Here is a 19,682-nt window from a genome sequence, read left to right as displayed (position 1 = left end):
TATGAGCTTGAATCCAAGAGACGTGGTGATTGTCGACTTCGGTCGCACGCCAATGGGCCGCTCCAAGGGCGGCATGCACCGCAACACCCGCGCCGAAGACATGTCGGCGCACCTGATCAGCAAGCTGCTGGAACGCAACGTCAAGGTCGACCCGAACGAAGTCGAAGACGTGATCTGGGGCTGCGTTAACCAGACCCTGGAGCAGGGCTGGAACATCGCGCGCATGGCGTCGCTGATGACCCAGATCCCGCACACCGCGGCCGGCCAGACCGTCAGCCGCCTGTGCGGCTCGTCGATGAGCGCACTGCACACTGCCGCCCAGGCGATCATGACCGGTAACGGTGATGTATTCGTGGTCGGCGGCGTGGAGCACATGGGCCACGTGAGCATGATGCACGGCGTCGACCCTAACCCGCACATGTCGCTCTACGCGGCAAAAGCCTCGGGCATGATGGGCCTCACCGCAGAAATGCTCGGCAAAATGCACGGCATTACCCGCGAAGCCCAGGACGCCTTCGGCCTGCGTTCCCACCAGTTGGCCCACAAGGCGACTTTGGAAGGCAAGTTCAAGGATGAAATCATCCCGATGAACGGCTACGACGAGAACGGATTCCTGAAACTGTTCGACTACGACGAGACCATTCGTCCGGACACCACCCTGGAAAGCCTCGCGGCCCTCAAGCCTGCCTTCAATCCAAAGGGCGGCACCGTGACAGCCGGTACTTCGTCGCAAATCACCGACGGTGCCTCGTGCATGATCGTGATGTCGGCGCAGCGTGCCCAGGACCTGGGTATCCAGCCGCTGGCGGTGATTCGTTCGATGGCCGTCGCAGGTGTGGACCCGGCAATCATGGGCTATGGTCCAGTACCGGCGACACAAAAAGCCTTGAAGCGCGCGGGCCTGACCATCTCCGATATCGACTTCTTCGAGCTCAACGAAGCTTTCGCCGCACAGGCCTTGCCAGTGCTGAAAGATTTGAAAGTGCTCGACAAGATGAATGAGAAGGTTAACCTGCACGGCGGTGCGATTGCCCTGGGCCACCCATTTGGTTGCTCTGGTGCTCGCATTTCCGGCACTTTGCTCAATGTGATGAAGCAAAATGGCGGCAACCTTGGGGTTGCAACCATGTGCATTGGTCTCGGCCAAGGCATTTCCACCGTCTTCGAACGCGTCTAAGCGTCGGGTTGACGGAAGCCGGGGCCCAGTGCCCCGGTTTTTGTTTTTTGGAATTTTTAATATTTTTTTCAACAAATTTTGTAAGAGGGCCAGAGCATGAAAGTCGAACCCGGGCTCTACCAACATTATAAGGGGCCGCAGTACCGTGTTTTTAACGTGGCACGGCACTCCGAGACCGAAGAGGAAGTGGTGTTTTACCAAGCACTGTATGGCGATTACGGCTTTTGGGTACGCCCATTGAGCATGTTCCTGGAGACCGTCGAAGTTGACGGCGAGCAGGTCCCGCGCTTTGCTTTGGTTCAGGCCGAACCCAGTGTTTTTTCAGGGCAATAACGGCAGGCCGCGCAGAATGCTGCGCTTGACCTCACCTTGTTGCCACTATATATAGCGTTGCCGCGACAGGCGCCAACTGCCTTTCACTTCTCGAATTCAGGAATTTTCCGATCCATGGGCAAATCGCTGGTCATTGTGGAATCCCCGGCTAAGGCCAAGACCATCAACAAGTACTTGGGTAACGAGTACGTGGTGAAGTCGAGTATCGGCCATATCCGAGACCTGCCCACCAGCGGTTCGGCTAGCGCCAGCAAGGAGCCCGCCGCCAAGCGCGGCAAGGCGGCTGCGGGCGAAGGTCCGGTACTCACGCCTAAAGAGAAAGCGCGCAAGCAGCTGGTCTCGCGCATGGGTGTGGACCCGGATCATGGCTGGAAGGCCAAGTACGAAATCCTTCCGGGCAAGGAAAAGGTCATCGAAGAGCTGCGCCGGCTCGCCAAGGATGCTGACACCATCTATCTCGCGACGGACTTGGACCGCGAAGGGGAAGCCATTGCCTGGCACCTGCGGGAAGCCATCGGCGGTGATGACAGCCGCTACAAGCGCGTGGTGTTCAACGAAATCACCAAGAAAGCCATCCAGGAAGCCTTCTCCAAACCGGGCGAACTGGACATCGACCGCGTCAACGCCCAGCAGGCGCGGCGTTTCCTCGACCGCGTCGTCGGTTACATGGTCTCGCCACTGCTGTGGGCCAAGATCGCCCGCGGCCTGTCCGCCGGCCGTGTGCAATCGGTTGCGGTAAAGCTGGTGGTGGAGCGTGAGCGCGAGATTCGTGCGTTCAACCCTGAAGAATACTGGGAAGTCCACGCTGACCTCGGCACCGCCAAGGGCGCCAACGTGCGTTTTGAAGTGGCCCGCGAAAAAGGCGAGGCCTTCAAGCCGCTGAACGAAGCTCAGGCCATGGCTGCGCTGGAAAAGCTCAAGGCTTCCAGCTACAGCATCGTCAAGCGCGAAGACAAACCGACCAGCAGCAAGCCGTCGGCGCCGTTCATCACCTCCACCCTGCAACAGGCCGCGAGCAACCGCCTGGGCTTCGGCGTGAAGAAAACCATGATGATGGCTCAGCGTTTGTACGAAGCCGGCTACATCACGTATATGCGTACCGACTCCACCAACCTGTCGCAGGACGCGGTGGCGATGGCGCGCACTTATATTGAAAGCGAATTCGGCAAGAAGTACCTGCCGGAGAAGCCGAACGTCTACAGCAGCAAAGAAGGCGCGCAGGAGGCTCACGAAGCGATTCGTCCTTCCGACGCCAACACCGAGCCAAGCAAGCTGAGTGGCATGGAACGCGACGCTGAGCGCCTCTACGAGCTGATCTGGCGCCAGTTCCTGGCGTGCCAGATGCTGCCGGCGCAATACCTGTCCACCACCGTGAGCGTGGGCGCCGGTGACTTCGAGCTGCGTGCAAAAGGCCGTATCCTCAAGTTTGACGGCTACACCCGTGTGATGCCGCAAATCGCCAAGCCAGGCGATGACGACGTGCTGCCGGACATGGCCCAGGGCGACACGCTGAAGCTGATCAAGCTCGACCCGTCCCAGCACTTCACCAAGCCGCCGGCGCGGTATTCGGAAGCCAGCCTGGTGAAAGAAATGGAAAAACGCGGGATCGGTCGTCCTTCGACCTATGCGGCGATCATTTCGACCATCCAGGACCGTGGCTACGTCGCGCTGCACAACCGTCGTTTCTACTCGGAAAAGATGGGCGATATCGTTACCGAACGCCTGTCCGAGAGCTTCTCTAACCTGATGGACTACGGCTTCACCGCCGGCATGGAAGAGAACCTCGATGACGTGGCCCAGGGCGAGCGTGACTGGAAAAACGTGCTCGACGAGTTCTACGGTGACTTCAAGAAAAAACTCGAAGTAGCCGAAAGCCCTGACAGCGGCATGCGCGCCAACCAGCCGGTGATGACCGACATTCCGTGCCTGACTTGCGGCCGCCCGATGCAGATCCGTACCGCGTCCACCGGCGTGTTCCTCGGTTGCTCGGGCTACAGCCTGCCGCCGAAAGAACGCTGCAAGGCCACCGTCAACCTGGTGCCGGGCGATGAAATCGCCGCCGACGACGAGGGTGAATCCGAGTCGCTGGTACTGCGTGGCAAGCACCGCTGCCCGATCTGCAGCACGGCGATGGACGCTTACCTGCTCGACGAGAAACACAAGTTGCACATCTGCGGTAACAACCCGGATTGCGACGGCTATGAGATCGAAGAGGGCAGCTACCGCATCAAGGGCTACGAAGGCCCGAGCCTGGAATGCGACAAGTGCGGCAGCGAGATGCAGCTCAAGACCGGCCGTTTCGGCAAGTTCTTCGGTTGCACCAACCCGACGTGCAAGAACACGCGCAAACTGCTGAAAAGCGGTGACGCGGCGCCGCCGAAGATGGACCCGGTGAAGATGCCTGAACTCAAGTGCGAGAAGGTCAACGACACCTACATCCTGCGTGACGGCGCTTCGGGCCTGTTCCTGGCGGCCAGCCAGTTCCCGAAAAACCGCGAGACCCGTGCGCCGTTGGTGCTGGAAATCGTGCCGCACAAGGACGAGATCGATCCGAAGTACCACTTCCTGTGTGAAGCGCCGAAGAAGGATCCCGACGGTCGCCCAGCCGTGATCCGCTACAGCCGCAAGACCAAGGAGCAGTACGTGCAGACCGAAGTGGACGGCAAGCCTACGGGCTGGAAAGCCTTCTACGATGGTGGCAAGTGGAAGGTCGAGGACAAGCGCCAGGGCGCTTGATCGTCTAATCTGCGATATACAAAGGCCGCCTTCCCAGGCGGCCTTTTTTTGCGCTTGCAGTCATCTCGGCTGATCCGTGACACTGTTAAGCCAGCATCACGCCTATTCGTTGTGGAGATTGCCGTTATGGCCAACGAACTCTATACCCGTACCAATCAGAAAATTTACTTCGCGGGTTTGTCCCTGGAAGCCCTTGGCCGCGCCGAGGAAGGGAAGGAGATGAATGCCATCGCGCTGGTCCAGGCGGGGCGTGAGGCAGCATTGTTCCACCTGTACGGCGCCTTATTAGGGTTGTGCCATGAGATTGCAGGGTTCTACCGATTGCCGCAGGCCGGTTCGCCTCGCGCGGAAATGATCATGAACCGCGAAGTGCTGGAGGCCATGGCCATTCCCGAACTGGCGGAGCTGGTGGAAATGGCCCAGAGCCCCGACAGCTGGATCGCGCGCTTGCTCAAGGCGCATGCGGATATGTTCCAGCCGCCACGCATTCCCCATGTACCCAAGGGTGATGTGACCCAGCCGCTGATCGTGGCGGTAGCGCTGGAAGAGGAAGAGCCAAAGCCCTTGAGCCGTGAAGAGCTGGAAGGCTGGCGCCAGGAATTGAAAAAGATGGCCTTGCGCTTTCGTGAAGGCCTGAACGAGTGCTGATGGCGAGAGAGATTCAGAGCGCACCGTTCATCAAGCCGTAAAGAAACCTGTTCAGATCCTCAGCGAGGCCGGGCGGATGACTGATATAATCCCGGCCTTTCGTGGAGAACAGACTTTTATGCCAACGTCCTTTCTGGAAATTGTTGAGTTGCCTGACGGCCGAATCGAGCTGCGCCGGGCTGAGGACGAGGGTTCTCTGGTTATCCTGGATTTTTCTGAAGACGCCAAAGTGTTTCTGCAAGGCCAGCACGTGGAAGTGGCGAAGGCTATGTTGAGCGTCGGCGTGCAGATGGCGGGTCGGCTGGCGGAAGGCGAGCCGGAGAAGGACGATGGGCCGCGGGTTCTTCACTGAGTTTTATGGGTATGTGGATTTGCTACGGCGGCGGGCTTGATTTGGCGAGCGCGTTTACTGTGGCGAGCGGGCTTGCCCCGCGTTGGGCTGCGAAGCGGCCTTAGATGATGTTATGCGGTGTATCAGGTATTCCACGGTGCTTGGTTTTGGGGCCGCTTTGCAGCCCAATGTAGGGCAAGCCCGCTCGCCACAGAGGCCCTGCGCAGCGACAGAGGTATGTCGTTTATCCCAACCGAATATTCAAGCTTTGCGCATCGCCCGTTCGCGCGGCGCTGATCAACTGCTGCTTGGCCGTTGCGTTCAGCGGGTTGAGCCAGCTCACCACGGTATGGCTACGGCCCAGGCGCAAGGCTTCGCAGGTCAACTGCTGGGCACTTTGCATGCCGCGCGGTTGCAGCAGCAGAATGCGTTCGCGGTTGAGGCCGGCGTCCCGCAGCCAGGCCTGGGTCAGGCTGGCGGGCGGGGCGATCAGCGTCAGCCAGCGCGCGTCCTGGTCCTCGCTCAGTTCGCGAAGGATCGGTGCCAATAGGCTCAGGCAGCTCCCAGCTGCACCGCGCAACGACAATTCACTGAACGCCTCGGGTTCGGAGCCCCAAGGGGCCTCGACCGCTTCCTTGAGGATCGGCGCAAGAGGTTGGGCCATAAAGGCCTCAAACAGCGACAGTTGTGTGTGTTGTGGGGTGTGCACGAGCTGCATGATGCCTCCTTTAGCGGCGAATGACGCCTACGCTCAAACCTTCGATCACCAGGTCCTGATCTTTCAGGTTCACTTCAATCGGGGCGAACTCGGGGTTCTCGGCCAACAGCCAGACCTTGCTGCCTTCGCGCTTGAAGCGTTTTACGGTGACTTCATCGCCGATACGCGCGACGACGATCTGGCCATTGCGGGCTTCGCGCGTGGTGTGGACGGCCAACAGGTCGCCATCGAAAATCCCCACGTCTTTCATGCTCATGCCGTGTACCCGTAGCAGGTAGTCGGCGCGAGGATGGAAAAAGGTCGGGTTGATGTTGCAGGACTCTTCGACGTGCTGCTGCGCCAGGATCGGCGCACCGGCGGCGACGCGGCCGATGATCGGCAGGGTCGATTCGTCGGCCTTGGCTTCGAAGCCAGGGATGCGAATACCGCGTGAAGCACCCGGGGTCATCTCGATCGCGCCTTTGCGCGCGAGGGCCTTGAGGTGTTCTTCGGCAGCATTGGGAGACTTGAAACCCAGTTCCAGCGCAATTTCCGCTCGTGTCGGCGGGTAGCCGTTGTCATCGAGGCAGCGCTTGATAAAAGCCAGAATCTCAGCTTGGCGTGGCGTCAGTTTTAGCATGTTGATCGCTCTGTCTTTTTATACAGTGACTGGGATTATATACAGTGAACTGCGCTTGGCAATCATCCTTTTTGGTGGGTCCGCTGGACGGTCGTTCGGCAACAGTCCTACAAGGCATATATGGCGCTGCCTACAGACCGCGGAGGATGTGATTAAATAGCGACGAAATAGATGACTGCCCGGCCGGAAAACGGACTCGCAGGCTTGACAAGACACACCCTGAAACGTATGTTTCAAACAAGTGTTTGTCAGGCGGAGTAGCCATGGCCCAGTCGGAAACCGTTGAACGCATTCTCGATGCTGCCGAGCAATTGTTCGCGGAAAAAGGATTTGCTGAAACCTCATTGCGGCTGATTACCAGCAAGGCCGGGGTCAACCTCGCGGCGGTGAACTACCATTTCGGCTCGAAAAAGGCCCTGATCCAGGCGGTGTTCTCGCGCTTCCTGGGGCCGTTCTGCGCCAGTCTCGACCGTGAGCTCGAGCGCCGCCAGGCCAAGGCCGATCACAAGCCAACCCTGGAAGACCTGCTGGAAATCCTCGTGGAGCAAGCGCTGGTGGTGCAGCCGCGCAGCGGCAATGACCTTTCAATCTTCATGCGTTTGCTGGGCCTGGCGTTCAGCCAGAGCCAGGGTCACTTGCGCCGTTACCTGGAAGACATGTACGGCAAGGTTTTTCGTCGCTATATGTTGCTGGTCAACGAAGCTGCGCCGCGTATTCCACCGATCGAGCTGTTCTGGCGCGTGCACTTCATGCTCGGTGCCGCGGCGTTCAGCATGTCCGGGATCAAGGCGTTGCGCGCGATTGCCGAGACCGATTTCGGCGTCAATACCTCGATTGAACAGGTGATGCGCTTGATGGTGCCGTTCCTCGCCGCTGGCATGCGCGCCGAGACCGGGGTGACCGATCAGGCCATGGCTGCCGCCCAGTTGCGCCCGCGCAGCAAATCCACACCGGCTGTCGCCAAGGTGTGAACGTACCGGGTGTGCGCGGTCGCTTGCATCCGCTAAGCTAGCCGCCATGTCGATTTCAGCTATTTACTCGCAACCCGTTGTGTTCACCCGCCGCCGATTGGCGCCGCGTGAGGGCAACGGGTTGTGTGCGTTATTTAAGGAAGGTTTATGACTGCTGCGCTGCAAGGTTCTTTGATGGTCGATGTGGCGGGTACTTGGCTCACGGCAGAGGATCGCCACCTGTTGCGCCAGCCTGAGGTGGGCGGCCTGATCATTTTTGCGCGCAATATCGAGCATCCGCGCCAGGTGCGTGAGTTGAGCGCAGCGATTCGTGCCGTTCGCCCTGACTTGCTGCTGGCCGTCGACCAGGAAGGTGGTCGCGTGCAGCGCCTGCGCCAAGGCTTCGTGCGCTTGCCGGCGATGCGTGCATTGGCGGATAACCCGAATGCCGAGTACCTGGCCGAGCAATGCGGCTGGGTCATGGCCACCGAGGTGCTCGCCGTGGGCCTGGACCTGAGCTTCGCCCCGGTGCTGGACCTGGACTACCAGCGCAGCGCCGTGGTGGGCACCCGCTCCTTCGAGGGCGACCCCGAGCGCGCGGCTGTACTCGCCGGTGCCTTTATCCGCGGCATGAACAGCGCTGGCATGGCCGCCACCGGTAAACACTTCCCGGGCCACGGCTGGGCTGAAGCCGATTCCCACGTCGCGATTCCGAATGACGAACGCAGCCTGGAACAGATTCGCGCAAATGACCTGGTGCCTTTCGCACGCCTGAGCAAGCAGTTGGCGGCGGTGATGCCCGCGCACGTCATTTACCCGAAGGTCGACGCACAACCTGCCGGTTTCTCGCGCCGCTGGTTGCAGGACATTCTGCGCGGTGAGCTGCAATTTGACGGGGTGATTTTCAGTGATGACCTGTCGATGGCTGGCGCGCACGTGGTCGGCGATGCGGCCAGTCGGATTGAAGCGGCGCTGACTGCCGGTTGCGATATGGGGCTGGTGTGCAACGACCGTGCGGCTGCCGAACTGGCACTGACGGCGGCGCAGCGCATGAAGGTGACGCCGTCGGCACGGATTGCGCGGATGCGTGGGCAGGCGGTGGCTTCGACGGAGTACAAGCAGGACCCGCGTTGGTTGGCGGCGCTTGGTGCGTTGCGGGATGCTCAGTTGATCGACTGACGACCGCGCCGCGCCCATCGGGGGCAAGCCCCCTCCCACGCTATGATTTGTGAATGCGATCAAATCTGGGAGGGGGCTTGCCCCCGATGGCGATCTAACCGTCAACGCTTCTCTTGCTTATTGGGCAACGGCGCAAACAATGCCTCGATGTCTTCGTTGCCCAACTGCCAATCCCCGGTGGTACGCCCATCCAGCACGCCGGCCGCCAGGTCGGACTTTTCCTTCTGCAGGTGCTGGATTTTCTCCTCCACCGTGCCCCGCGCAATCATCTTGTACACGAACACCGGCTTCTCCTGACCGATACGGTACGCGCGGTCGGTAGCCTGGTTTTCCGTGGCCGGGTTCCACCATGGGTCGTAGTGGATCACGGTGTCGGCCTCGGTCAAGTTCAACCCCACGCCACCGGCCTTCAGGCTGATCAGAAAAATCTGCAGCTTGCCGCTCTGGAAGTCTTTCACCGGCGTGCGCCGGTCGCGGGTCTGGCCGGTCAGCAGGGCGTAGGCGACGCCGCGTTTTTTCAGTTCGGCTTCGATCAAGCTCAGCATCGAGGTGAACTGGGAGAACAGCAGGATCCGCCGCCCTTCGGCAAACAACTCTTCGAGCATTTCCATCAGGCTGTCGAGCTTGCCCGAACTGCTGCCACGGGCGGGCAGGGTGGCGTCGTTGACCAGGCGCAGGTCGCAGCACACCTGGCGCAACTTGAGCAGCGCTTCAAGGATGATGATCTGGCTGCGCGCCACGCCTTTACGGGTGATCTCGTCGCGCACCTTCTTGTCCATGGCCAGGCGCATGGTTTCGTACACGTCGCGTTGGGCCTCGTTGAGGTCGACCCAATGGATGATCTCAGTCTTGGGCGGCAACTCCGTGGCCACCTGTTCCTTGGTACGGCGCAACAGGAAAGGTTTTATCCGACCGTTGAGGTGCTGCAATCGCACGTCGCTGGCGCGTTTTTCGATGGGCACGCGGTAATCACGGTTGAAGCTTTTAACGTCGCCCAGCCAGCCCGGCAGCAGGAAGTGGAACAGCGACCACAGTTCGCCCAGGTGATTTTCCAGCGGCGTGCCACTCAGGCACAGGCGTTGTCGCGCGTTCAGCTCGCGCGCCGCGTGGGCTGCCTTGCTATTGGGGTTCTTGATGTACTGGGCTTCGTCGAGAATCAGCACATGCAAGGGCAGGGCAGCCAGTTGCTCGATGTCCTTGGGCAGCAGCGCGTAGGTGGTCAGCAGCAGGTCATAGTCCTGCAGGTTGGCGAAATGTTTCTTACGACTTGCGCCGTACAGCGCCACGACTTTGAGTTGCGGGGTGAAGTGCGCCGCTTCGTCGAGCCAGTTGGGGATCAGGCTGGTGGGCATCACTACCATGCACGGTCGGTTCAGGCGCCCTGCGGCTTTCTCGGTAAGAATATGCGCCAGGGTCTGCAGGGTTTTACCCAGGCCCATGTCATCCGCAAGAATCCCGCCGACGTCCAGTTGCCGCAGCGATTGCATCCAGCTCAAGCCTTCCAGCTGATAGGGGCGCAAGGTCGCGTTCAAACCGTCGGGCGCGACGCAGGTGAAGTCCTTGATGTCACGCAGGCGCTGGGCAAAGTTGCGGATCTTCTCGCCACCTTCCCATTGCAGGGGCACCTCATCCAGCGGGTTAAGGCGGATCGCATCGGCCTTGGCCAGGCGCAGCGTGGTGGTGCCGGGTTCCTGCAGGTAAAACTCGCCAAGCGTGGCCAGCACCGGTTTCAGCCGACCGTAGGGCAAGGCCACTTGCAGCGGGCCGTGGCCGTTGGGCAGGCCGGGGATATTTACCAGGATCAGTTCGTCGTCGCGACGCCGCGCGAGTTTTTCCGGGTTGAGGATCTCGGTGTGCGAACGCATCAGGTTGAGCAGGATCGGCAGCAGGCTCAGGCGCTCGCCATTCACGATGATCCCCAGTTCCAGGTCGAACCAGTCGCGCTCAGGCCCGTCATCGACCGTCGCGTACCAGTCATCGACCGTGCTCAGGTCGAAGCCGAACTCCTCATCGATCTGCAGCTCCCAGCCTTCGGCGCGCAGCGTGGGCGAGGCATTGAGGGTGAAGTTCAGCCAGGCACTGTCGTTGACCATCTCGAACAGCTCACCGGCACTTTCCGGCAGTGCCTTGCTCTGGCGTGTGGCGATCTTGAAACCCAGCAGGCGCAGCTGCTCGCGATACGGCTGTTCCAGCTCGGGGTGACGCTTGATCCGCAGGCTCTGGGTTTCCTGGCGCACGATGATATCGGCGTTCTTTTGCCCGCTGACGTAGTTGCCCAGGTAGTTGAACGACAGTGCCGCACGGTGCTGGATATAGCGCTGCATCTTGCCGTTGCGGGGTTCGAACGCGCTGAATTCGACACTCGCCAGCCACAGGCGCGGCACGGGCCGCACATCTTCCATCACCACTTGTGGCAGCACCACGCGGTTATCCAGCACGGCCTGGAGTTTTTCCAGCAGCTCGGCATCCTGTGCCGCAGCCGGGTAGGCCAGGGTTTCCTGGACCTTGAGCAACACCGCGGCGATGTGTTTACAGTTGGTGTGCACCGGGCAGGTACAACGGCTGTCGACCAGGATCAGCGTGCCCTTGGCCGATTCGCGCAGCGCAATGGTCTGCCGGTATACGTTGCCGCCCGAGCCTTCGCAACTGGCGACGATGGTGCTGTCGCCGGACTCGACGATGCGCACGCGGTTCTCCAGCGCATACCGCCGCCCGCGCTCAAGGCTCTGCTCTTTAAAGCGATTGGCCCACGAAGGGGCCAGGGGTTTGGTCAACGACGACGTCAGGGGCATGGCGCTGGATCAGTCCTGAATGTCGGGCGGTGGCGCGCTGGGTGGCTTGGCGGTCAGCGAAGTGATCTTGATCAGCAGCGCCAGGTGGCCGCCGTCCAGGTAGTTGAGCTGGTTGTTCTTGGTGCGCACATCGGTCTGGCTCAAGTGTTCGCTGGCGATCACGCTGCCGTTGGCGTCGAACTGGTTGATCCAGAAGTTCGCATCGATGTCGGTAAAACGCCCCAATTGCAGGTTTAACACGCCCTCGATAGGGAACTGGCCGAACTGCTCCTGGCCATCGGTGATGGCAATTTTGACCGGCTGCTCGCCCAGGTTCTGCTCCCACGCCTTGTGCGCGAGCACGGTGTAGCTTGAGTCGGCACGCAGCTTGTCGACGATAGTGCCCAGGCGCGGCGGGCTCAACCTATCCCCCAGGCGCACCGCCCCGGCATCCCAGTCTTCCGGGGCCGCACGGCTATTGAGTACCGGCTCCGCGTTCTGGCGCACCAGGATCATTTCCACCTGGTACGGGCTGTCGGCGAACGCCGAAGGTGCCACGACCACCAACAACAGGCTCAAAATGCGGAACAGGCGCATTGGGGCGTCCTTCAAGCAGTTTTCGGGATGAGGCGCTCGAACAACGCCTCCAATGTATTAAAGCGTTCTTCGGCACGTTCCATCGGCACCATGAATTTGAACAGCGTAGCCCCTTCGAACTTGTAGCGGTTGGGCTGGCCCTGGATCAGCTTGATCAGCACCAGCGGGTCCACCGGCGTCTGCGCTTCGAACTCGATGCGCCCCCCCTGCGGTCCGGCGTCGACCTTCTTGATACCCAGCTGCTCGGCCTGCAATTTGAGCAGGGTCAGGCGCACCAGGTTCTTGGTCGGTTCCGGCAGCAGGCCGAAGCGGTCGATCATCTCGACCTGCAGGTCCTTGAGGCCTTCTTCGTCGGTGGCCGAGGCGATGCGCTTGTACAGGATCAGCCGCGCATGTACGTCCGGCAGGTAGTCTTCGGGGATCAACGCCGGCAAGCGCAGGTTGATTTCCGGCCCGCCGCCCAGGGGCTGGTCGAGGTTCGGTTGCTCGCCCTTGCGGATGGCTTTCACCGCGCGCTCGAGCATCTCCATATACAGGGTGAAGCCCACGGCCTGGATCTGACCGCTCTGGCCGTCGCCGAGCAGTTCGCCGGCGCCACGGATTTCCAGGTCGTTGGTGGCCAGTACAAAACCGGCGCCGAGGTCCTGGGTATTGGCGATTGCTTCCAGGCGTTTTTCGGCGTCCCCGGTGATTTGCTGGCGTGGCGGCGTCAGCAGGTAGGCATAGGCCTGGTGGTGACTGCGCCCGACGCGGCCACGCAGCTGGTGCAGCTGCGCCAGGCCGAATTTATCCGCACGCTCGATGATGATGGTGTTGGCGCTCGGCACGTCGATGCCGGTCTCGATGATGGTCGAGGCGATCAGCACGTTGAAGCGCTTGTGGTAGAAGTCGCTCATCACCTGCTCGAGTTCGCGCTCGCGCATCTGCCCGTGGCCGATGGCGATGCGCGCTTCCGGCACCAGTTCGGCGAGGTCGGCGGCGCATTTCTCGATGGTCTTCACGTCGTTGTGCAGGTAGTACACCTGACCGCCACGCAGCAACTCGCGCAGCAGCGCTTCCTTGACCGTGCTTTTGTTCTGCTCCATCACGAAGGTGCGCACCGACAAACGACGTGCCGGCGGCGTGGCGATGATCGACAGGTCGCGCATGCCCGACACGGCCATGTTCAGCGTGCGCGGAATCGGCGTGGCGGTGAGGGTGAGGATGTCGACTTCACTGCGCAGGTTTTTCAGCTGTTCTTTCTGGCGCACGCCGAAGCGGTGTTCTTCGTCGATGATTACCAGGCCGAGGTTCTTGATCTTCACATCGTCGGACAGCAGCTTGTGGGTGCCGATCACGATGTCGATCTTGCCCTCTGCCAAATCGGCGACGGCGGCATTCACTTCCTTGGCGGATTTGAAGCGGCTCATCACTTCCACGCTCACCGGCCAGTCGGCAAAGCGGTCGCGAAAGCTGTTGTAGTGCTGCTGGGCGAGCAGGGTGGTTGGCACCAGGATCGCCACTTGCTTGCCACCGTGCACCGCGATAAAGGCGGCGCGCATTGCCACTTCGGTCTTGCCGAAGCCCACGTCGCCACAGACCAGGCGGTCCATCGGCTTGGGCGCGAGCATGTCGGCGCGCACGGCTTCGATGGTGGTCTGCTGGTCCGGGGTTTCTTCGAAGGCAAAGCCGGCGCTGAAGGTGGCGTAGTCGGCTTTCGGGTCGGCGAACGCGTAACCCTCGCGGGCGGCGCGGCGTGCATAGATGTCGAGCAGCTCGGCGGCGACGTCGCGGACCTGTTCGGCGGCCTTGCGCTTGGCTTTCTGCCAGGTCTCGGAGCCCAGGCGGTGCAATGGCGCCAGGGCGTCGTCGCTGCCGGTGTAGCGCGCGATCAAATGCAGGCTGGCCACTGGCACGTAGAGCTTGGCGCCCTCGGCGTATTCCATGGTGAGGAATTCGGCGGCCTGGTTGTCGATCTCCAGGGTCTGCAGGCCCAGGTAGCGGCCGACGCCGTGGTCGATATGCACCACCGGCGCGCCTTCGCGCAGCTCGGTGAGGTTCTTGATCACTGCGTCGTTGTTGGCGTCGGCGCGTTTTTCACGGCGCCGGCGCTGCATCACGCGTTGGCCGAACAGCGGGCTCTCGGCGATCAGCGCCAGGGCCGGGTCGTCCAGCAGCAGGCCTTCGTCCAGCGGTGCGATGGTGATCGCCAGGCGCTCTTTGCTCGCGACAAAGTCCGGCCAGCTGTCGACGGTTTTCGGGCGCAGCTTCAGGCGTTCCAGCAACTCCAGCAACACTTCGCGGCGACCGGCGGATTCGGCGGTGAACAGCACGCGACCGTCGAAGTCGCCGAGGAAATTCGACAAGGCTTCCAGCGGCTGGGTAGCTTTGGCCTGGATCGACAGATCCGGCAGCGTCGTCGCCGGGAAGCGCTCGCGGCCACTGCCGGCATCGACGTCCTGTTGGCTGGCGACGACGCGCGGCCAGTTTTTCAGGCGGGCGAAGCAGTCTTCCACCGGCAGGAACAGTTCGGCAGGTGGCAATAAAGGACGCGAAGGATCGACGCGGCGCTCTTCATAACGGTTGCGCACGTCGTTCCAGAAGTTTTCCGCTGCCTGCTCGATGCCTGGCAGTGAGAACACCTGGGTGTCCTGCGGCAAATAATCGAACAGGGTCGAGGTTTCGTCGAAGAACAACGGCAGGTAGTACTCGATACCGGCCGGTGTAATCCCGCTGCTCAAGTCCTGAAAGATCGGGCAGCGGCGGAAGTCGACGTCGAAGCGTTCGCGAAAGCGTGCCTTGAAGCGCGTGACCGCGTCCTTTTGCAGCGGGAATTCCCGCGCCGGCAGCAGCTTGATCGACTCGACTTTATCAATGGAGCGCTGGTTGTCCGGGTCGAACGTGCGCAGGGTCTCGATTTCGTCATCGAACAGGTCGATGCGGTAGGGCAACTTGCTGCCCATCGGGAACAGGTCGATCAACGCGCCGCGCACCGCAAATTCGCCGTGCTCGTACACCGTGTCGACGCAGCGGTAGCCGCTGGCTTCCAGGCGCGTGCGCATCTGTTCCACGTCGAGTTTCTGGCCGACATCCAGCACCAGGCTGCTGCCCAGCAGGAACTTGGTCGGCGCCAGGCGGTGCAGGGCCGTGGTGATCGGCACCACCAGCACGCCGTGAGCCAGTTCCGGCAGGCGGTACAGGCTGGCGATGCGCTGGGAGATGATGTCCTGGTGCGGCGAGAACAGATCGTAGGGCAGGGTTTCCCAGTCCGGGAAATGCAGCACCGGCAAATCAGGGGCGAAGAAGCTCAGCTCCTGCTCCAGCCGCTCGGCGCTTTGGCTGTCGGCGGTGAGCAGCAGGGTAAAGCGCTTGGCTGCGCTGGCAGCCTCGGCAATGGCCAGGCTCAGGGCGGCACCGGGCAGGTTGCCCCAGTGCTGTTTACCTGCCGCGGCAGGGAGAAGCGGTAGACGCAGAACGGGCACGGAAGGTTGAGCTCCAAGCGTTGCGACAAAGTCGGTAATTGTAGCGGCCAGAGGTGCCGCCTGTCAGTTGCTGACTGAGCCTATTACGGTTTGTAGGAAATGTAGTGGCTAAGACAAACAATGGCGTGTTTTGACTCAATATGTAGTGCCAAAAAGCGTGAGGTTTTCGGAGGGTTACGGACAAGTCAGCGAGGTCGCTCAACTGATGGTCTTCTGGAACCCGCGTATTTACTGGGCTGCAGCGGGGTATGATTTTTTCGCAAGCGCTTTTTGTTGCCTGGCGCGCATTGCCCCGAGGGCGGTCGGGCGGCATAATGTAGCCCCTTTTTTCTGCCCCTACATGTGGAAGGTTCCCGTGACTCAGAAGCCCGACCAGTGTCTTGGTGAATGGATCGACCGTGAAGCGCTCGCTGAAGCGATGATTCCGCTTATCGGTCAGCTGTACCGCAATAACAATGTGGTGAGCTCGATCTATGGCCGCAGCCTGATCAACCAGTCTGTCATCGCGATTCTCAAAGCCCACCGCTTTGCGCGTCACCGTTCCGCCGACGACAGCGAACTCTCCGTCCACGAAACATTCCCGCTGCTCAAAGCCATGAGCGAGCTCAAGCTCGGCGCGGCTTCGGTCGACCTGGGCAAGCTGGCCTACAAATTCCGCAAGGAAGGCGCCGGCCGTACTGCCGAGCAGTTCGTGCGTGAAGAAATGGCCGATGTGGTGGGCCAGCAAAACGCCGCAGCCCGCAAAGGCACCGACGTTGTGCTGTACGGCTTCGGTCGTATCGGCCGCCTGCTGGCACGCATCCTGATCGAAAAAACCGGTGGCGGCGACGGCCTGCGCCTGCGGGCTATCGTCGTGCGCAAAGGCGCCGAGAACGACCTGACCAAACGCGCCAGCCTGCTGCGTCGTGACTCGGTACACGGTCCGTTCAACGGCACCATCGTCATCGACGAAGAAAACAACACCATCACCGCCAACGGTAACCTGATCCAGGTGATCTACGCGAAGAACCCGTCCGAGGTGGATTACACCCAGTACGGCATCAAGGACGCCCTGCTGGTGGACAACACCGGCGTATGGCGCGACGCCGAGGGCCTGGGCCAGCACCTGGCTTGCCCGGGTATCGACCGCGTTGTGCTGACCGCGCCTGGCAAAGGCAAGCTGAAGAACATCGTGCACGGCATCAACCACGCCGAAATCACCGCTGACGACAAGATCGTGTCCGCCGCGTCCTGCACCACCAACGCCATCGTGCCGGTGCTGAAGGCTGTGAATGACAAGTTCGGCATCGTTAACGGTCACGTCGAAACCGTTCATTCGTACACCAACGACCAGAACCTGATCGACAACTTCCACAAAGGCGATCGCCGTGGCCGTAGCGCCGCGTTGAACATGGTGATCACCGAGACCGGTGCTGCCACCGCGGCTGCCAAGGCCCTGCCTGAGCTGGCCGGCAAGCTGACCGGCAACGCGATCCGTGTGCCGACGCCAAACGTGTCTATGGCCATTCTCAACCTCAACCTTGAGAACGCCGCCACCCGCGAAGAGATGAACGAGTACCTGCGCTACATGGCGCTGCACTCCGATCTGCACAAGCAAATCGACTACGTCAATTCACAGGAAGTGGTGTCCACCGACTTCGTTGGCTCGCGCCACGCCGGTGTGGTGGACGCTGAAGCGACCATCAGCCAGGACAACCGTGTTGTGCTGTACGTGTGGTACGACAACGAGTTCGGCTACAGCTGCCAGGTGGTTCGCGTGATGGAAGACATGGCCGGCGTCAACCCGCCTGCGTTCCCGCGCTAAGCCTTTGCAGTGAATGAAAAAGCCCCGACTGATTCGGGGCTTTTTTTATGGCTGGTGGGTTGTCAGCAATGGCCTCATCGGGAGCAAGCTCCCTCCCACATGTTGATTTGTGAACCTATTCAAAAGTGTGGGAGGGGCTTGCCCCCGATAGCGGTGGCTCAGTGAACACAGGTTTGCCTGACAGGCTGCTTTACTTACTTGAGCAGTTTGTCACGCAACTCCTCAGACAAGCCTTTGGGCGCCAGCCAGATCCCCAGATAGGCCCTGGCCAGCGCGTCGTCGCGACTGCTGAACACCACCTGGCCGTTGATCTCCAGGTTCAAGCCGCGGCCCGGACGAAAATCCAGGGCATACCGATCACCGCTGCGGATGTTGCGAAAACTGGCGTGCAGTTTGTCTATCTCGGGCTTCAGTCGGGCGCCGGCCTGCTGGCGCTCCAGGGTCGCCGTGGCGGCCTTGATCACATCGTTGCGGTCGATGTCGCGAAAGTAATACAGCGCCAGGCGCAGCGGCTTTTGCTCGGACCATGCCTGTTTCACGCTGATGTCCGCCGGTGCGTACAGTGCCGCCGCGTACACATCGGCCCAGAGGTAGGTGAGCACTGCCTGGTTTTTCAACGCCAGCTCATAGGATTGCGCAGGGAAATCGGCTTGCCGGAGCCGATCCGCCTCACTCGCCTGCGCCGCCACCGAAAAAATCATCATTAAACAGAAAACCACATGCCGCATAATGGCTCGTCCTGTAAAGGTGCGTGCCAGCAGTGTAATGCCTGTTTCGTGTTTCTGTAGTAAAGGCAAGACTGGCCTACGACGCGACCAAGGGTTAATGTGCGCGGCGTTGAGCCTTATATAGACTGTGCCCCGGTTCACACACTTGAGCCAAATTGTCCTTCATGCCCGCTGGCCGCGGCATGATTTAGCCAGGCGTTCAACCGTGCGCCTGGCCTGTTCTGAGGAGTACGCATGGCTGTCTACAACTACGACGTGGTGGTACTGGGTTCCGGCCCGGCTGGAGAAGGTGCGGCAATGAACGCCGCCAAAGCGGGGCGCAAGGTGGCGATGGTCGATAGCCGTCGCCAGGTCGGCGGTAACTGCACCCACCTGGGTACCATCCCGTCCAAGGCGTTGCGTCACTCCGTGCGCCAGATCATGCAATTCAACACCAACCCGATGTTCCGGGCGATTGGCGAGCCGCGCTGGTTCTCGTTCCCGGACGTGCTGAAAAGCGCCGAGAAAGTCATTTCCAAACAAGTCGCGTCGCGCACCGGTTACTACGCCCGTAACCGCGTCGACCTGTTCTTCGGCACCGGCAGCTTTGCCGACGAGCAAACCGTCGAAGTGGTCTGCGCCAACGGCGTGGTCGAGAAGCTGGTGGCCAAGCACATCATCATCGCTACCGGTTCGCGGCCGTATCGCCCGGCGGATATCGATTTCCACCACCCGCGTATCTACGATAGCGACACCATCCTCAGCCTGGGCCACACCCCGCGCAAACTGATCATCTATGGCGCCGGCGTGATCGGCTGTGAATACGCCTCGATCTTCAGCGGCCTGGGTGTACTGGTGGAGCTGGTGGACAACCGTGACCAGCTGCTGAGCTTCCTCGACTCGGAAATTTCCCAGGCGTTGAGTTATCACTTCAGCAACAACAACATCACCGTGCGCCACAACGAAGAGTACGAGCGGGTCGAAGGCCTGGACAACGGGGTGATCCTGCACCTCAAGTCCGGCAAGAAGATCAAGGCCGATGCCTTGCTGTGGTGCAACGGTCGTACCGGCAACACCGACAAGCTGGGCATGGAAAACATCGGGGTCAAGGTCAACAGCCGTGGCCAGATCGAAGTGGACGAGAACTACCGCACCTGCGTGACCAACATCTACGGCGCCGGTGACGTGATCGGCTGGCCAAGCCTGGCCAGTGCCGCCCACGACCAGGGCCGCTCGGCCGCCGGCAGCATTGTCGACAACGGCAGCTGGCGTTATGTGAACGACGTGCCGACCGGGATCTACACGATTCCGGAGATCAGCTCGATCGGCAAGAACGAACACGAACTGACCAAGGCCAAGGTGCCTTATGAAGTGGGCAAGGCGTTCTTCAAGAGCATGGCACGTGCGCAGATCGCCGGTGAGCCGCAAGGCATGCTGAAGATCCTGTTTCACCGCGAAACCCTGGAAGTGCTCGGCGTGCATTGCTTCGGCTACCAGGCGTCGGAAATCGTGCACATCGGCCAGGCGATCATGAACCAGCCGGGTGAGCAAAATACCCTCAAGTATTTTGTGAACACCACGTTCAACTACCCGACCATGGCCGAAGCCTATCGGGTAGCGGCCTACGACGGCCTCAACCGGCTTTTTTGAG

At 60.9% G+C, this 19,682-nt stretch carries 15 protein-coding genes; 9 read left to right on the top strand and 6 right to left on the bottom strand.

Features of this window, described 5'->3' with window-relative positions:
• Nucleotide 1 precedes the first annotated feature (1 nt).
• The 5 genes from fadA to WBR57_RS16650 all read left to right on the top strand — a co-directional run bounded on the left by fadA (nt 2) and on the right by WBR57_RS16650 (nt 5,246).
• Nucleotides 2-1,177: an acetyl-CoA C-acyltransferase FadA gene (gene fadA, locus WBR57_RS16670; protein ID WP_185709378.1), complete on the top strand. Its 1,176-nt coding sequence runs from the start codon at nt 2-4 to the stop codon at nt 1,175-1,177.
• A 96-nt stretch (nt 1,178-1,273) separates the two neighbouring features.
• Nucleotides 1,274-1,510 (top strand): DUF1653 domain-containing protein, encoded by a 237-nt coding sequence (locus WBR57_RS16665; RefSeq protein WP_101267704.1) that lies wholly within the window; start codon nt 1,274-1,276, stop codon nt 1,508-1,510.
• Between the two features lie 114 nt (nt 1,511-1,624).
• Complete coding sequence (topA, locus tag WBR57_RS16660) at nt 1,625-4,246, top strand: type I DNA topoisomerase (RefSeq protein WP_424084769.1); 2,622 nt, start codon at nt 1,625-1,627, stop codon at nt 4,244-4,246.
• 126 nt (nt 4,247-4,372) lie between these two features.
• On the top strand, nt 4,373-4,894 hold the full coding sequence (locus tag WBR57_RS16655) for a DUF6586 family protein (RefSeq protein WP_424084768.1): 522 nt from the start codon (nt 4,373-4,375) through the stop codon (nt 4,892-4,894).
• A 118-nt stretch (nt 4,895-5,012) separates the two neighbouring features.
• Entirely contained in the window at nt 5,013-5,246 is a 234-nt protein-coding gene (locus tag WBR57_RS16650) for a hypothetical protein (protein WP_005786160.1), read from the top strand.
• Nucleotides 5,247-5,469: 223 nt separating this feature from the next.
• Here WBR57_RS16650 and sulA read toward each other — a convergent pair whose 3' ends face one another.
• Nucleotides 5,470-5,943, bottom strand: coding sequence for an SOS-induced cell division inhibitor SulA (sulA, locus tag WBR57_RS16645; protein ID WP_424084767.1), 474 nt, complete (start codon nt 5,941-5,943; stop codon nt 5,470-5,472).
• A 10-nt stretch (nt 5,944-5,953) separates the two neighbouring features.
• Nucleotides 5,954-6,562 carry a transcriptional repressor LexA gene (gene lexA, locus WBR57_RS16640; protein WP_003172575.1) on the bottom strand — a complete coding sequence of 203 codons (609 nt, stop codon included), beginning with the start codon at nt 6,560-6,562 and terminating at the stop codon, nt 5,954-5,956.
• Nucleotides 6,563-6,825: 263 nt separating this feature from the next.
• Between lexA and WBR57_RS16635 the strand changes: the two genes are divergently transcribed.
• Both WBR57_RS16635 and nagZ read left to right on the top strand, forming a co-directional pair.
• A complete protein-coding gene (locus WBR57_RS16635; protein WP_424084766.1) occupies nt 6,826-7,533 on the top strand; it encodes a TetR family transcriptional regulator in 708 nt (235 codons plus the stop codon).
• A gap of 147 nt (nt 7,534-7,680) precedes the next feature.
• On the top strand, nt 7,681-8,691 hold the full coding sequence (nagZ, locus tag WBR57_RS16630; protein ID WP_424084765.1) for a beta-N-acetylhexosaminidase: 1,011 nt from the start codon (nt 7,681-7,683) through the stop codon (nt 8,689-8,691).
• A 101-nt stretch (nt 8,692-8,792) separates the two neighbouring features.
• Here the strand turns inward: nagZ and WBR57_RS16625 are convergent, their stop codons facing one another.
• The 3 genes from WBR57_RS16625 to mfd are packed head-to-tail and all read right to left on the bottom strand — an operon-like array spanning nt 8,793 to nt 15,520.
• The gene (locus WBR57_RS16625) at nt 8,793-11,483 is read right to left on the bottom strand and encodes a DEAD/DEAH box helicase (protein ID WP_424084764.1); all 2,691 of its coding nucleotides are present in this window, start codon (nt 11,481-11,483) and stop codon (nt 8,793-8,795) included.
• A 9-nt stretch (nt 11,484-11,492) separates the two neighbouring features.
• Nucleotides 11,493-12,059: a CsiV family protein gene (locus tag WBR57_RS16620; protein WP_424084763.1), complete on the bottom strand. Its 567-nt coding sequence runs from the start codon at nt 12,057-12,059 to the stop codon at nt 11,493-11,495.
• 11 nt (nt 12,060-12,070) lie between these two features.
• Entirely contained in the window at nt 12,071-15,520 is a 3,450-nt protein-coding gene (gene mfd / locus WBR57_RS16615) for a transcription-repair coupling factor (protein WP_424084762.1), read from the bottom strand.
• 340 nt (nt 15,521-15,860) lie between these two features.
• Here mfd and WBR57_RS16610 point away from each other — a divergent pair, with 340 nt between their 5' ends.
• Nucleotides 15,861-17,324, top strand: a complete 1,464-nt coding sequence (locus WBR57_RS16610) for a glyceraldehyde-3-phosphate dehydrogenase (RefSeq protein WP_424084761.1) — start codon at nt 15,861-15,863, stop codon at nt 17,322-17,324.
• A gap of 194 nt (nt 17,325-17,518) precedes the next feature.
• Here WBR57_RS16610 and WBR57_RS16605 read toward each other — a convergent pair whose 3' ends face one another.
• Nucleotides 17,519-18,052 carry a chalcone isomerase family protein gene (locus WBR57_RS16605; protein WP_424084760.1) on the bottom strand — a complete coding sequence of 178 codons (534 nt, stop codon included), beginning with the start codon at nt 18,050-18,052 and terminating at the stop codon, nt 17,519-17,521.
• 234 nt (nt 18,053-18,286) lie between these two features.
• Between WBR57_RS16605 and sthA the strand changes: the two genes are divergently transcribed.
• Complete coding sequence (gene sthA, locus WBR57_RS16600) at nt 18,287-19,681, top strand: Si-specific NAD(P)(+) transhydrogenase (RefSeq protein ID WP_005786183.1); 1,395 nt, start codon at nt 18,287-18,289, stop codon at nt 19,679-19,681.
• Nucleotide 19,682 lies beyond the last annotated feature (1 nt).

Origin of the sequence: Pseudomonas sp. (assembly GCF_049590575.1) — a bacterium.
Lineage (GTDB): Bacteria > Pseudomonadota > Gammaproteobacteria > Pseudomonadales > Pseudomonadaceae > Aquipseudomonas.
This window is presented reverse-complemented; position numbering and strand designations above follow the sequence as displayed.